Below are 14,375 nucleotides of genomic sequence, written 5' to 3'. Positions count from 1 at the left end.
TCAAAAAAATGGATTTTTCTTTAATATTGAATGCTGAACCTCCAATAATATAACGTTTTGAACTATCAGAATATATTCTATAATCACGAATATCACGTAAACCAATTAGACACATGGCATGAGGAAAAGCACGTGGGTGTCTGGTATAACCAGCTCGTAATTGTCGCAACACTGAAATCAGCCCATCACCAATCAAGGCATCTACTTCATCCATAAATACCACCAAAGGTTTGGTTAGTTCTAAACACCATTGAGTCACAAAAGTCGCAAATTCATCACCAACATTTTCAAAACAGGCACTTGAAGGTTGATATTCGCTTGGAAGATAAACTTTTGCTTGAATACGGAATTCATTTATAATGGTTTGATTTAGTTTGGCAATATTATTTCTCCAAGCTTGACCAACTTCAATATTTACATATAAGGCAATATATTTACCTTCCTGATTTAAATGCTCCATCAATTGCAACATCATAGTAGTTTTGCCGGTTTGGCGAGGAGCATGTAGAATAAAATAACGTTCGTTCTCAATCAATTTTTTGATATTGTTAAAATCAAGAACTGTCATATAATGTTTTTCGGGAACACAAGGTCCAGCGGTGTTAAAAAATTTCTGCATAGTAAGTATTGGATTTAATTTTGAATTTTGAAGTTTTAGACCTGACAGGTTTTAAAAACCTGTCAGGTCTGAGAGAATTCACTGAATCACAGCTCCTTTGCAGTCAAGGGCTAGCCGAATAGATAAGATGACTTGAAGGAGAAAAGGCTACGGCGTTACATAATCAGTATGTCATTAACACTACTGGTATGCCCCACCACTCGCTCAGCCGGAGGAAATGACAACAACGGCGTGGTAACTACTTCAACCTCTGCCATCGCCACAGAGGATAATCCGCACAACAACAAACTAACAAAATATTTGAACATTTGTTACACCTTTTTAATTCAAAATTGTCTGAATCCTGATTCAGACATATTAATACAATATTTGAATTATTTAAGCAAAGCTTGCAAAAAATCCCAAACTTTACCAATCGAACCAATATGAATCTTTTCATCTGGTGAATGTGGATATTTAATTGTCGGTCCTACTGAAATCATATCCATTCCTTGTACCTTGTTGCCGATTATTCCACATTCAAGCCCAGCATGAAGAATCTCTATTTTTGGTTTTTTATTAAATAAGTTTTCATAAACATCAAGACTTTTTGCCAATAATTCAGATGACATATCAGGCTGCCAAGCTGGATAGCGATTATCGCTGTATGCTTCGCCACCAGCTAATCTTGCTAATGCTTCAACTCTATCAGTTAGTGCTTCAATTCTTGACTCTATTGAACTTCTTTGACTGCTTAAAATTTTAAAATTTCCAGCTTCAATGCTGACAGTAGCAAGATTATTGGAAGTGAACTTTGCAGCTACACCATGTGGAAAAGCTATAATAAAATCAATTACTTTTTTGCTATCTTCTGATGTTAGTGCCTGATCAGCTTCTAAGTCGCTGGCAGAAATTGTAATTGATAAATTCGGATCAGTATCTTTATATTCATGCTTTAAAGTTGTTTCTGTTGCCAATACAAGGTTTTTGACAGCTTCAACCTCATTTTCTGCAACCCATATTGTAGCTTCAGCATCTCTAGGAATCACATTGTGAGCTGTACCGCCATTAAGATTAGCTAAACGAATATCAAATTTCATCATAGCAACTGTTTCAGCTAGTATTTTGATAGCATTAGCTTTTTCAAGATGAATATCAATTCCAGAATGCCCACCAGACATGCCGCTAGCTTTGATTTTTATCGCTTGATAATCGCTAGGCACACCTGTTTGTTCAATTCCTAGGCTGATATTAGTATTAATCCCACCAGCACAACCAACAGTCACAACTCCTTCATCTTCAGAATCTATATTAATCAAAATTCGCCCATCAAATAATTCAGGATCTAAGTCAGTGGCTCCATTTAATCCAGTTTCTTCATTTACAGTGAAAAGTAATTCTAATGGCGGATGGTTTTTTTCCAAAGCCAAAGTCATAGCCATCGCGATAGCAATACCATTATCAGCACCCAAAGTAGTTTTATCAGCGGTTAGCCACTTTCCATCATAAATATGTTTAATAGGATCCTTAGTGAAATCATGATTAGAATCAGGAGTTTTTTCACAAACCATATCCAAATGCCCCTGAAGAATAACAATAGGGGCATTATCATAACCGGGTACTTTAATTAACATATTTTGTGCCTTATCAGTTGAAACCGCAAAATTATGAGACTTAGCCCAATCAGTCAACCATTGAGAAATAGCTTGTTCATTGTTAGAACAACGGGGAATTTGATTGATTTGCTCAAACCAGTTTAAAATATCATTAGTTTTTTGATGTTCAAATAGCATTTCAGCATAACTCCAATGGATTAATTTATATGATACAATATATCATAAATACGCTTAGAGATTAACAATGACAACTAAACTAATACGTCACGACTGGCAACTAGCAGAAGTAAACAAACTTTTTAATACAGCATTCAATGATTTACTGTTTCAAGCTCAATCGATTCATCGCCAATTTTTTGATCCAAATGAATTACAATTAAGTACATTATTAAACATTAAAACTGGCAAATGTTCAGAAGATTGTTCCTACTGTTCGCAAAGTGTTCGTTTTGATACCGAGCTAAAAACTGAAGATTTAATGCAACTTGATAGCGTAATTGCTGCCGCTAACCAAGCAAAAGCAAATGGAGCTACTCGTTTTTGTATGGGTGCAGCATGGCGTAAGCCTAAAGCTAAGGATTTACCGAAATTATTAGATATGGTGAAATCAGTTAAAGCTTTAGGTTTAGAAACTTGTTTGACTGCTGGCATGTTAGAAGCTGAACAAGCTCAACAATTACAACAAGCTGGATTAGATTATTATAATCACAACCTTGATACTTCTGAAGATTATTATAAGAACATCATTACAACTCATAGTTATCAAGATCGTCTTGATACTTTAGCTAATATTAGAAATGCCAATTTAAAAACCTGTGCTGGTGGTATTATTGGTTTGGGTGAAACTGAAACTGATCGCGCTAAATTATTGATGACATTAGCGAATTTAGAAACACAACCAGAAAGTGTACCAATTAATCAACTAGTACCAATCAAAGGCACCCCATTAGGTGAAACAGAAAAACTTGACACATTTGAAATAGTGCGTTGTATTGCAGTAGCTCGTATTATGATGCCAAAATCATATGTACGCTTATCAGCCGGACGTAGCACAATGAGTGATGAATTACAAGCCTTATGTTTTCTTGCTGGCGCAAATTCGGTATTTTATGGCGAAGAACTTTTAACAACTGATAATCCTAGCACACAAGATGATCAACAATTATTTCAACGGTTGGGAATATCATAAATATGTCATTTGGCGAATATAAAGATTACAAAGCTTTTGAATTAGAAAAATATTTAAAATTAATATACATAACAATTGGTAGAAGTTAAAAAAAGTAATTTATCTGATGGTTTAGGTCAATGTATAGCTGAAATGTACGCTACATTAAAACAATTTAAACAAGATAAAGTATATGGAATTATAACAGATGGTGAGCTGTGGGAGTTTCTGTTATTGAAAAACTCTATACTATCAGTGGATGAAAATAATTACCATATCATATATGTAGCTGATATTGTAGATAGAATTGCTTATATAGCTGATACTTTTAATCAAAATAATGATCAATAAGCATTGGAGAATTTATTATGCGTGGATTGAAAGATATAGGAGGATTATGACTACAAAGCTTTGCGTGCTGCTGGCAAAGTAAAGAAGTTGGTTTGAATAACCTGATTTATATGGAAATCCTACAAGGGTCATTTAAATGCTACTTTTCAGGGCAAAAATTTTACCAATTACAGCATAAAGAAAAAAGTCATGCAGCGGCAGCAGCGCAAATATATTTTGATTGTCGGCGTAGTGGTATCACGATCCGATCAAGCGTTGATTGCCTTATTGCACAATGCTTGCACAATGACAAGGATTTTAAGCAAATAGCAAAAGTGATCACAGGATTTAAGCATAAGTGTTTTATGCAATAAATAATTGGAAATGGTCGGTTATCACTGATCCTACAAATCTTTATCGTACCTACTTATATAGACCATAAAAAATGAAAAAAATTTTATTTAGCTTATTAATTGGATTATATTTTTTATCCATTCTTTCATGCAGTACAACTCCGCAAATAGAAGATGAAACATCAAACAAGGATTCTGATAGTACCTCTGATAATGATACCACTACTCCTGATTATATAAGAACTTTATTCCCTTCTACTACACCAAAACCCGAGGATGATTTTCATAATCAAAACGGTAATTCTACACACAAGCCAGTAAAGCAAACAAAACAACAAAATCAAAGTTCTGCTAGTGTTCCTGAATATCCTCCTATTAATAATAAACGCATAACTATACTTAAACTTGTGAAGAAAGCAGCAAGGCGTTATAATGTTAAACAATCCTTAGTTTGTGCCATAATCAATCAAGAAAGCCGCTGGAAACCAAGAGCTGTCTCTCACGCTGGTGCAGTTGGACTCATGCAAATAATGCCTGCAACTGGTCGCTCTGCTTGTGACTTAAGTAGAAAAGAATTATTTAACCCCTCCAAAAATATTAATTGCGGTGTTTACTACTTTAATGAACAGTTCAAACGATTTAATTCTATAAAACGGGCATTGTGTGCCTATAATGCTGGTCCACACAGAATTGTAAAATACGGAAAATGTCCTCCTTTTAAGGAAACACAACATTACCAGAAGGTAATTTTAGCCGCTTATAATAAAGGAAATGCCTGTAAAAAGGCACCAAAAATCATGACAGCAGATTTACCACTTCCACCTTCACCCCCTGATCTCTCTCTTTCCGCAAAAGGCAAGGCTGATGTAGAATTTACGAAAAATAAGGGTATGTATTCACCAAAACAGTGGTGGGGACTGGTTTGTAAAAACATTGATAAGCTGTATTATGAAAAAATAGGTAGCACTGAACCAGCAACAACTCAAAAGCAAATAAAGCTTTGGTCGAATATTTTTAATGTAACTGTCAAGGACATTCACCAAGATGAACTCAGATTAAAAGGACAAAAAGCTATGTCTAAAAGTAGAATAAAAGATAATATCAAAAAGAATTGTCCTAACACAATTGAAGAACAACCAGTTGAAGAACAACCAGTTGAAGAGCCAACGGTTGAAGAACCACCAGTTCAAGAACCAGCACAAATACCACTTAGTGCCAAAAAAATAGCAGATGATAACTTTAAAACCGGTGGTTATAAAAAACGAGATTGGTGGAGACTAGTTTGTCAAACTATTGACCAAAAGTATTATCAATTTACTGGTAGCTTTAAATCTGCTACCACTGAGTCTGAAAAACAAATTTGGCTTAACATTTTAAGGGCAACTATCAATGATATTCACCAAGATACGATTGCAAACAAGAATGTAATGTTTAAAAAGACAATTAAGAGAAATATATTAAAAGCTTGCCCTTAAGCGAATAACTTCGCAAAGCTGATTTTTATTCTAATTCCATACGAATGATTATTTGTTTAGGCTTAGATTTGGAGTTATCAACCAAAATATTGTAAAAATTTCCTTGCTCAAGTTCAACGCCATGCTGATTTGATCCAGTATTCATGATTTTGATCTTAGTGTTAGGAGATACACCTTCTACAGAAATAAGCTTGTATTTTTTCTGGGGATTACGAGAAGAGGTAGAAGAAACGTGGAATCCCGGAATCTTGCCTTTAAGAGCAATAATTCTTTTATAAGACTGTTCAATCCGATCTTCGGTAATTTTACCATCGTTTATTAAATTTTTAATAAGATGAACAGTTTTTTCCACAATTTTTTCATCATAGTCAATGTTGTTGCCTATAACAATTATGTCAATACCCGCTTCAATCACCTTTTCAATGGCTGTTTTAAAATTATAAGACTTTGTAATTGCTTTCATCTGCATATCATCAGATATAACAACACCATTGTAGCCCAGTTTTTGGCGTAATTCTATATCGACAATTTGTTTTGAAAGAGTGGCTGGATATTGTTTATCAAAATTCTTATTAAATACATGAGCTACCATAATAGCATCTACTAATTGTTCTTGGATTAGATTTCTATAAGGTTGGAGTTCTGTTTCTTTCCAAGTATTAGTAACATCAACGATTCCAAGGTGGGAATCTTTAGTAGAACTACCATGTCCGGGGAAATGTTTAATCGCACAAAGTACACTATTTTTATGATGTGCTCGAATAAATTCACTAGCGTGTTGAGTAACAACTTTAGGATATTTAGAAAAACTGCGGTGAACTTTACCAATAATAGGATTATTAGGATTGATATTCAGATCAACAACAGGTGCAAAATTCAAATTAATACCAAGTTCAGTTAGTTTTTTGGCTATTTTAGAAGCATAATCGTAAGTTAATTTTGGTTTATTTTTTTTACCAAAATACTGAGCAGAATGAGTTACTAAAAACCCAAATTTGTTCCTTAATCTCCGTACTTTGCCACCTTCTTGATCAATTGCAATAAATAAGCTTGTCTGCGAAGCAGCCTGTAAATCTTTAACCAGTTTTTTTACTTGTTTAGACGATTGAATGTTACGTTGGCGCTTTGTTAAAACAAAATCATAATCAAAAAGTATTACACCACCTAAGTGAAATTTTTTGATGTCTTGTATAATGCGAGAATTATCATCAACCTTAAATCCGCGAAATCCAACTAAAAGCATCTGACCAATTTTTTCTTCTAAACTCACTTTTTCTTCTTCTGGTTTATCTGAAACTCCGGATTTTTTATTTAAATCAGTATTATCAGTCTTATTGATCTTAGGATCATTCTGAGTTATATTGGTTGGGCTTGGGCTTGGTTTTTTCATTTCACAAGCTGTTTGCAAAAACATAATAGGAATAAAAAAAACAAAAATGCCAATTTTTTTAACTAAAAACCACATAGATTTTCTCCAAATATTAGAAAAACGCATGACTTATTTCGTGCGTACTTCTAAGTAACTATAAACAGTTTCATTAATATAAGCAAGTTATAAAAAAATAATTATGTTAAAATTTTTTATTAATATAAACATTATAATTTATGAAATTATGAAAACTAAAATTTCCAAATCTTCACGACGCTACTTTTTGAAAATTGCTACTCAAAGTAGTGTTGCTGCAATATTAATGACAAGTTATACTTCAGTTCTTTCTAAAGAAATACTAGTTCAAAAACCAATGATACATAATACTTCACCATCATCAATCACAAAAAACCATACCCCAAGCCTAGAAGAAAAAATTGGACAAATGGTAATGGTTGGATTTCGCGGATTGGATGTAAATCGTAAAGTGATAGATGACATTAAAAAACTTCATGTTGGAGGTATTCTACTGTTTGATTATGATACTCCTCTCAAGAAACCAGTTCGTAATATCAAATCTCCTTCACAAGTCAGAAGATTAACTAAGGCTTTACAATCTTATGCGGATATACCTTTATTAATTAGTATTGATTATGAAGGAGGTAAAGTAAATCGCTTAAAGAAAAGATATGGTTTTCCAGCAACTGTTTCTCACCAATATTTAGGCAACAAAAACAACCTAGCCTTCACACGGCAAAAAGCCACTCAGATGGCAAAAACCTTATCTGATATAGGTATAAATCTTAATTTTGCGCCAGTAGTAGATGTTAATACCAATCCTAATAATCCTATTATTGGCAAAATAAGACGTAGTTTTTCTGCAAATCCAAGCATTGTTACTAGACATGCGATTGAATTTATCAAAGCTCATCGTCGTCATAAAATAATTTGCGCATTGAAACACTTTCCCGGGCATGGCAGTTCAGCCGCTGATTCTCATTTAGGAATAGCAGACGTAAGTAATACTTGGTCTCAAATTGAATTGGAACCATTTAAAGACATTATAAAAGCTGGGCAAGCAGATTCAATTATGACAGCCCATGTATTTAATAATAGACTAGATCCTAAATGGCCAGCAACTCTATCAAAATCAACCATAACTGGCTTATTACGTCAAAAATTAGGTCATACTGGAATAGTGTTTTCAGATGACATGCAAATGAGAGCCATCGCTAATGAATATGGATTAGAAACAGCAGTAAAAAAAGCGATAGAAGCAGGTGTAGATATACTAGTAATAGGCAATAACATTGGACACTTTGACCCAGATATTGCGAAAAAAGTCACGAAAATTATTAAAGAAAATATTAGTGAACAACGGATTGATGAATCTTATCAACGTATATTAGCATTGAAGGGTAAAATAATTTAATTTAGACCTGACAGGTTTTTAAAACCTGTCAGGTCTGATTTCTCTATTTACCCAATAAACCTTGAATAACAGTCTCTGTAAAAGGATTTACCCCCTCACGAAGCTGATTTAACCATTCTTGTCGTTTTACTAGCTTATGTTTCAATTTTGCATGTTTCATATAAAATTCAAAATCTGCAATTGCGCCTTTAAAATCACCTGTTAATGCTCTTGCTAAGCCTCGGCTATCTCGATAAGATTCATTTTCTGGTTTCAGTTTAACTGTTTTTGTACAAGCATTCATCACTGAATTTGCATTTCCATATAGGCTACCATACCAACAAAGACTACTCCAAAATTTTTCTGAATATAAACCTTTAGGATCAACTACCTGCAATTTAACATTAATAATTAATGCTTGTTTAATATTAGCTTGTCGTATGGCGTACATTCCTTTTCTTAGTAAAGGTTTTATTGCAATTTTTCTAATCTTTTCATGAGGATCAAAATTTAAATTAGTATTAATGGTTATTGCTGTTTGAAATTTGATTAAAGCAGTTTCAATTTCTCCCGCTTCTGCAAATTTTTCACCTTGATTAATTAACTCATCAGCAGCTATTCGTCGTGTTTCCTTGTCTGGATTAATTCTAAATTTTGAATAAATTCGCATGGCTTTTTTAAATTTAGTCTTCGCCGCTAACATTTTCATTTTTTCAGCTAATTTTTGTGCTTTATAAATTTCTACCTGAGCAGCAATCCAACGCGCCCTATCTTCTGGATTAAACTGTAAACAATGATCAAGTTTGCGTGCTTGTTTAAATTTTCTTGTCGCTGATTTAATTCTACCACGTCGTGCTAATTTATCTCCTGATTCTATTAATCTTTGGCTTTTTAATTTCGGCAAAGCAAATCTTACACGTTGTTCCTGAGTTATACTACAACGTGGAATAATTTCTCTAGCGTAATCAATTAATTGTTGGCTTGATAATGCCAATAATAATTCACTAGTTTTCTCATATAATGCTTCATCAAATTCTAAGGCTGGCAAATCTAAATTCGCTCTAACAAAATCTTGCAATTTTTTTATTAATGGGCGAACAAAATTACCTTGTAATAATTTATATTCGATAAGATTTTGAGCTTGTTGTAATATAATTTCAGCATACTCAGATTCCCTACCACCACCATAAACGTGAGCTCCCCTATCATTACGAGGATAATGCTTATATTTATGCCCAACACTAAAACAAATTCGCCCACCTTGTGGAAAATATTTTCTGATACTTTTAAATAAAATAAAAGCTAGTTGCAATTGGTCTGCTTCATTCTTAATCCATTTAGCATGTCTTGGATTAGTAGCAAATAACGATTCCAATAACACGCCGGGCATGTTTAAATATTTTAAATTACCATTACCACGCCCATTATAACCTCCAACTAATATCCCTTTGCCTCGATATTGACGAACACCAAATGTTCTGGCAATATTTTTAACATATGACTTTGCCCATTTTCTAACTTTCTTAGATGACTTATATGAGACAAGTACCATTGTATAACCATCGCGCCGACTTTCAGAAGCATTAAAATGCTGTTCTACGTAAGCAACACAATTATCCTTATTTGCTAATGCTTGTCGCCATCTATAATTACCAGTATAAAAGCTAACATCATATTTATTTTCAGAATCTAATGCAATTGAGAATAAATCAAAATTTTCATAATATTCATGCAATTGTAATAGTCCATTCAATAATTGAATTTCAGCTTCAACTACATAAGCTTTATCTGGTTTATATATATTTTTAGGCAATGCTTCTAAAGCTAATAAAATTCCATTAGTAGCATTACCTTCAAGTATTTGTTGTTCTGCTAATTTAGCTAAGCGTAAAGATTCATTTGCATTTACATTAATAGATAAAAATATAAGTATTATAAGATATTTCATTTTAAAATTGATTCAACTCCTTGATTTGCTAGACCATCAACCATTTCATTTTCAGTATGCCCACTATGCCCTTTTACCCATTTCCATTCAACTTGATGTTTTTGAGTAGCAGCGTATAAACGTTGCCATAAATCGACATTTTTAACCGGCTTTTTACTTGCTGTTTTCCAATCGCGCTTAATCCAATTTTGAATCCATTCAGTAATACCCTTTCTCACATATTGAGAATCAGTAGTTAAACAAACCTTACAAGAACGTTTTAAGTTTTCTAATGCCATAATAGCGGCTAATAACTCCATACGATTATTAGTTGTATCTAGTTCGCCGCCATATAATTGTTTTTCATGGTGATTATAACGTAATAAAACACCCCAACCTCCGGCTCCGGGGTTGCCTCGACAAGCACCATCAGTAAATGCCTCAACAATTGTGTCATTCATTTTGTTCAAAATCCATTTCGGTTTAATAGGAGTTAAATTTGCTACACGTTTTTTAGCAAGCACTATATATACTCTGCCTAAATTTTGTTGTTGTTGTATTTCAAAACCCAGCAATGCTAGCCAATCTTTTAAGCGTAATAAAGAGATAAATTTCCCACAGCAAGGTGCTGTTTTAGAACCGAATTTAGACCATATTCCCCAAATACTAAAAGGATTAAAACCCAATATTACAACATAACCATCAGGTATTAAGACACGTTCAACTTCACGTAGAACATCATGTGGATTTTCTGCGAATTCTAAGACATGTGGTAATAGCACCACATCAAGACTATCTTGGGCAAACGGTAAAGCATCTGCTAAACCATAGACATTGGAAAATTTCTGAATTGGATAATCAATTACATCATTTAATATACAAGAGTGTCTAATAAGACTACTTTCAAATAAGCAACCTTGCCCTATATTGCTTACTTGTAATAAATGATACCCAAATAGATTGGGTAAAATTTTTTTTAAAACGGCAGCTTCTTCATTCAATAAACGTTGCCCTAACGGAGTATTAAACCATCTAGTTCTTCGTATTAGGCATAGTTTATTCATAATATTAGAATGGTAACTTCATACCTTCAGGAAGCCCCATTCCTGATAATTGTTCTTGACTGGTTTTTTCAACTTTACGTACAGCATCATTAATAGCGGCTGCAACTAAATCTTCTAACATTTCTTTATCTTCAGTCATTAATTCTTTATCAATTTCAACACGTCGTACATCATGTCGCCCAGTCATGGTAATTTTGACCATTCCACCACCGGATTCTCCATGAACTTCCATTTTAGCTAATTCTTCTTGTGCAGTTTCAAAATTAGCTTTCATTTGTTGGGCTTGTTTCATCAAACCCGCAATTCCACCCTTCATTGTTTATCTATCCTTTATTGACTAAGTTTTTGAGTGAGTATTGCAAACTCATGTTTCATTTGCTTATTTTCAAATATCAGCAAATCTGGTACTTGAATATTTAATAAGATTTCAAATGACTTATTACTAGAACGTAATAAATTAATTAATTCGCCGCCAATTCTAACAGTTTTATAGGTATTTTGCGCAATCTGTAAATCCTGACTAGTTTTTTTAATCGCTTGTACAATCTTGTAGCGTTGTTTAACTAAGTGTTTTTTATATAATTTGGCTGTTTGCAAAGTGAAATTTTGAGCTTGCAGATTAGCTAATAAATGCTTACGATGAGTTTTCTCATCTATAGAACGTAATAAATTACCAGTTGTAACATTAATGTTTTTAACTTCTATAATGATATTAGCGATTTTGGGTAAATATTGATAATCAAGTTTAGCAATGAAGCTTTGTTGCATATGCAGCAATATTTTTAATAACACTGTGTACATACCATAATAGCGTTGACTAATATTAATATCTTCACCACTTTTTTCTGTCAAACTCATTAATTGTTGACTAATTTGTTTAATATTATCATAAACAATACTGCTTTGGGTAATATCATCTCCAACTACGCTTGATAATAATACTTCTAATTGTTCTGTTGAAATTGATAAGCCTTTATTGGAAAGTTCTTGCGCAAATTGGGTTTTTAACTTAGTTATTTTAGTCTTGCTTTGTTCAATTAATTCATATATTTGCTTAATTTTAAGATCATAATCAGCAACGGTAGTGTGCCAAGTTGAATCAACAGGAGCGGTAATTTGAGCTTGATGATACTTAGCAATATCCTGTTTCATTTCGCGAATTCTGTCATCTTCAGCGCGAATAGCTTGTCGAATATTATTAATATTAGAAACACTTAAAATTTCTACAGCTTCATCAAGCAACAGATTTATTTCTTCATTAAGATCTTCTTTATCAGTGCCTAAACCTAACCAGACACTATTTGGTGTATTTTCAGCTTGTTGCTCAAGCTCTAACACTTCATTTAGTTTTGGAGTGATATTTTCCCAGATTTCTGCAAATTCTGTAGTGCTAGTAGTACTCCATAAATTTACAACTGCTTTAGTAGAAATATCCCACCAATTATCTTCATTAGCATAACTATAATTGATTATCGTAAAACTTAGTAATATTAACCATAATTTATTCATAATAATACTTCTCTACAATATTAGATAACTTCTATATTTGATATACGCGCTCCACATTTTTCCTTAAAAAACACTACAAAAGGATCTTCTTCAACAGTCTTAGTGACATATTGTGTATGATCTTCTTTTACGCGCTGTTCTTGTACCGCTGCTGTTTCTGTCTGAATTTTCCCTAAACCAATATTTACAATTTGTGATTCACCATATTTTTCTTTTATTTTATCTTCTAATTTGTTTTTTCTATTTAATAGATATTTATGATCAGATGATAATATTAAGTTCCAAGTATTGCCTTCGCGTTGTAACTCACATTGTAAAGCTAGTTGTCTAATCAAGCCTTTTAAGCCTAATTCATTGATAATATTATTCCATTCATTACCAATCTTAGATGGTGTTGGTGTTGGTATTGGTGTTGGTATTGGTGTTGCTGCCGCTGGTTTTGGTGTTGCTACTTTAATGTTAGTTGTACTAGGGCGAAATGCTAACATACGCAACATCAGCATTTCAAAACCACCACGTTGATCTGGTGCTAATGGTAAATCACGTCGCCCTAATAAGGCTATTTGATAAAATAATTGTACATCTTCTGCTGATAATTGTGTTGCTAATTGTAAAATTGCTTCATTGTCAATACTAGGCTGTTGCTGCACTACTTGTGCCAATGCCACTGATTGTAATAAGGATAAAATATCACCTAATACCATCACAAAATCTGGATTTTGTTCTGATAAATTAGCCACTTGTTCTAATACAGCACTAGCATCAAATTGTGCTAGTTTTTTGACTAATTCTAAAACTAGATTTTGATCCATCGTACCTAACATGCTACTAACATCATCATTTAATAACTTGCCAGCACCATAAGCAATTGCTTGATCTAACAAACTTAAAGCATCGCGCATACTACCATCAGCCGCTTGTGCTAATTGATTTAAGGCTGAAACTTCAGCAGCAATATTTTCTTTTTCTAGGATTGTCTGTAAATGTTGTTGAATTTGTTCAATTGGCAGACGTTTAAGATTAAATTGCAGACAACGGGATAAAATGGTTGCTGGTAATTTTTGAGGATCAGTAGTTGCTAGTATAAATTTGACATGAGATGGTGGTTCTTCTAAAGTTTTCAATAAGGCATTGAAACTATGAGTAGATAACATATGTACTTCATCAATTAAATAGACTTTATAACGCCCGCGAGTTGGAGCATATTGTACATTATCTAATAAATCACGAGTATCTTCGACTTTAGTGCGTGATGCTGCATCAACTTCGATTAAATCAACAAAACGGCCCTCATTAACCTCACAACAACTGGAACATTTACCACAAGGATAAGCAGTAACACCAGTTTCACAATTTAAAGACTTTGCAAAAATGCGTGCAATTGTAGTTTTACCTACACCGCGTGTACCGGTAAATAAATAAGCATGATGAAGACGGTCATTATCTAGTGCGTTGGTCAAGGCTCGCACGACATGGGTTTGACCAACCATTTCAGGAAAATAACGGGGTCGCCATTTACGGGCTAATACTTGATAAGCCATGAGAAAAAATTAGA

At 33.4% G+C, this 14,375-nt stretch carries 11 protein-coding genes and 2 pseudogenes; 4 read left to right on the top strand and 9 right to left on the bottom strand.

Annotated features, from left to right (window positions below):
• Together BHU68_RS08905 and BHU68_RS08900 are read right to left on the bottom strand one after the other, a co-directional pair.
• Window positions 1-619 (bottom strand): annotated as a pseudogene (locus tag BHU68_RS08905) (AAA-like domain-containing protein); the annotation flags it as partial.
• 374 nt (window positions 620-993) lie between these two features.
• Window positions 994-2,391, bottom strand: a complete 1,398-nt coding sequence (locus tag BHU68_RS08900) for an aminoacyl-histidine dipeptidase (protein WP_069471605.1) — start codon at window positions 2,389-2,391, stop codon at window positions 994-996.
• 67 nt (window positions 2,392-2,458) lie between these two features.
• Here BHU68_RS08900 and bioB point away from each other — a divergent pair, with 67 nt between their 5' ends.
• From bioB to BHU68_RS08880, 3 genes are all read left to right on the top strand, one after another.
• Complete coding sequence (bioB, locus tag BHU68_RS08895; RefSeq protein WP_069471606.1) at window positions 2,459-3,403, top strand: biotin synthase BioB; 945 nt, start codon at window positions 2,459-2,461, stop codon at window positions 3,401-3,403.
• Between the two features lie 75 nt (window positions 3,404-3,478).
• Entirely contained in the window at window positions 3,479-3,733 is a 255-nt protein-coding gene (locus BHU68_RS08890) for a hypothetical protein (protein ID WP_069471607.1), read from the top strand.
• Between the two features lie 424 nt (window positions 3,734-4,157).
• Window positions 4,158-5,540 (top strand): lytic transglycosylase domain-containing protein, encoded by a 1,383-nt coding sequence (locus BHU68_RS08880; RefSeq protein ID WP_069471609.1) that lies wholly within the window; start codon window positions 4,158-4,160, stop codon window positions 5,538-5,540.
• A gap of 25 nt (window positions 5,541-5,565) precedes the next feature.
• Here the strand turns inward: BHU68_RS08880 and nagZ are convergent, their stop codons facing one another.
• A complete protein-coding gene (nagZ, locus tag BHU68_RS08875) occupies window positions 5,566-7,005 on the bottom strand; it encodes a beta-N-acetylhexosaminidase (protein WP_069471610.1) in 1,440 nt (479 codons plus the stop codon).
• A gap of 148 nt (window positions 7,006-7,153) precedes the next feature.
• On the opposite strand from nagZ, the gene BHU68_RS08870 reads away from it, so the two are divergent.
• On the top strand, window positions 7,154-8,341 hold the full coding sequence (locus BHU68_RS08870; protein WP_216092656.1) for a glycoside hydrolase family 3 protein: 1,188 nt from the start codon (window positions 7,154-7,156) through the stop codon (window positions 8,339-8,341).
• Window positions 8,342-8,384: 43 nt separating this feature from the next.
• Here BHU68_RS08870 and BHU68_RS08865 read toward each other — a convergent pair whose 3' ends face one another.
• The 6 genes and pseudogenes from BHU68_RS08865 to dnaX form a co-directional block, all read right to left on the bottom strand.
• Window positions 8,385-10,268 (bottom strand): N-acetylmuramoyl-L-alanine amidase, encoded by a 1,884-nt coding sequence (locus BHU68_RS08865; protein ID WP_069471611.1) that lies wholly within the window; start codon window positions 10,266-10,268, stop codon window positions 8,385-8,387.
• A complete protein-coding gene (gene rnhA / locus BHU68_RS17900; protein WP_069471641.1) occupies window positions 10,265-10,708 on the bottom strand; it encodes a ribonuclease HI in 444 nt (147 codons plus the stop codon). The genes BHU68_RS08865 and rnhA overlap by 4 nt, the downstream gene beginning before the upstream one ends.
• Window positions 10,709-10,945: 237 nt before the next feature.
• Window positions 10,946-11,311: pseudogene (locus BHU68_RS17895) on the bottom strand (methyltransferase domain-containing protein); the annotation flags it as partial.
• Between the two features lie 4 nt (window positions 11,312-11,315).
• On the bottom strand, window positions 11,316-11,627 hold the full coding sequence (locus tag BHU68_RS08855) for a YbaB/EbfC family nucleoid-associated protein (RefSeq protein ID WP_069471612.1): 312 nt from the start codon (window positions 11,625-11,627) through the stop codon (window positions 11,316-11,318).
• A 14-nt stretch (window positions 11,628-11,641) separates the two neighbouring features.
• The gene (locus BHU68_RS08850) at window positions 11,642-12,820 is read right to left on the bottom strand and encodes a hypothetical protein (protein WP_069471613.1); all 1,179 of its coding nucleotides are present in this window, start codon (window positions 12,818-12,820) and stop codon (window positions 11,642-11,644) included.
• A 20-nt stretch (window positions 12,821-12,840) separates the two neighbouring features.
• Window positions 12,841-14,361 (bottom strand): DNA polymerase III subunit gamma/tau, encoded by a 1,521-nt coding sequence (dnaX, locus tag BHU68_RS08845; RefSeq protein ID WP_069471614.1) that lies wholly within the window; start codon window positions 14,359-14,361, stop codon window positions 12,841-12,843.
• Window positions 14,362-14,375: the final 14 nt, after the last annotated feature.

The sequence above is a fragment of the Candidatus Marithrix sp. Canyon 246 genome (assembly GCF_001723685.1).
In the GTDB taxonomy this organism is placed as follows: Bacteria; Pseudomonadota; Gammaproteobacteria; order Beggiatoales; family Beggiatoaceae; genus Marithrix.
This window is presented reverse-complemented; position numbering and strand designations above follow the sequence as displayed.

Excerpts from the sequence above, each read along its gene's own strand:
- BHU68_RS08850 (WP_069471613.1), bottom strand. The coding sequence starts at position 12,820 with ATGAATAAATTATGGTTAATATTACTAAGTTTTACGATAATCAATTAT.
- BHU68_RS08870 (WP_216092656.1), top strand. The coding sequence starts at position 7,154 with ATGAAAACTAAAATTTCCAAATCTTCACGACGCTACTTTTTGAAAATT.
- dnaX (WP_069471614.1), bottom strand. The coding sequence starts at position 14,361 with ATGGCTTATCAAGTATTAGCCCGTAAATGGCGACCCCGTTATTTTCCT.
- rnhA (WP_069471641.1), bottom strand. The coding sequence starts at position 10,708 with ATGAATGACACAATTGTTGAGGCATTTACTGATGGTGCTTGTCGAGGC.
- BHU68_RS08855 (WP_069471612.1), bottom strand. The coding sequence starts at position 11,627 with ATGAAGGGTGGAATTGCGGGTTTGATGAAACAAGCCCAACAAATGAAA.
- BHU68_RS08865 (WP_069471611.1), bottom strand. The coding sequence starts at position 10,268 with ATGAAATATCTTATAATACTTATATTTTTATCTATTAATGTAAATGCA.
- bioB (WP_069471606.1), top strand. The coding sequence starts at position 2,459 with ATGACAACTAAACTAATACGTCACGACTGGCAACTAGCAGAAGTAAAC.
- BHU68_RS08880 (WP_069471609.1), top strand. The coding sequence starts at position 4,158 with ATGAAAAAAATTTTATTTAGCTTATTAATTGGATTATATTTTTTATCC.
- nagZ (WP_069471610.1), bottom strand. The coding sequence starts at position 7,005 with ATGTGGTTTTTAGTTAAAAAAATTGGCATTTTTGTTTTTTTTATTCCT.
- BHU68_RS08900 (WP_069471605.1), bottom strand. The coding sequence starts at position 2,391 with ATGCTATTTGAACATCAAAAAACTAATGATATTTTAAACTGGTTTGAG.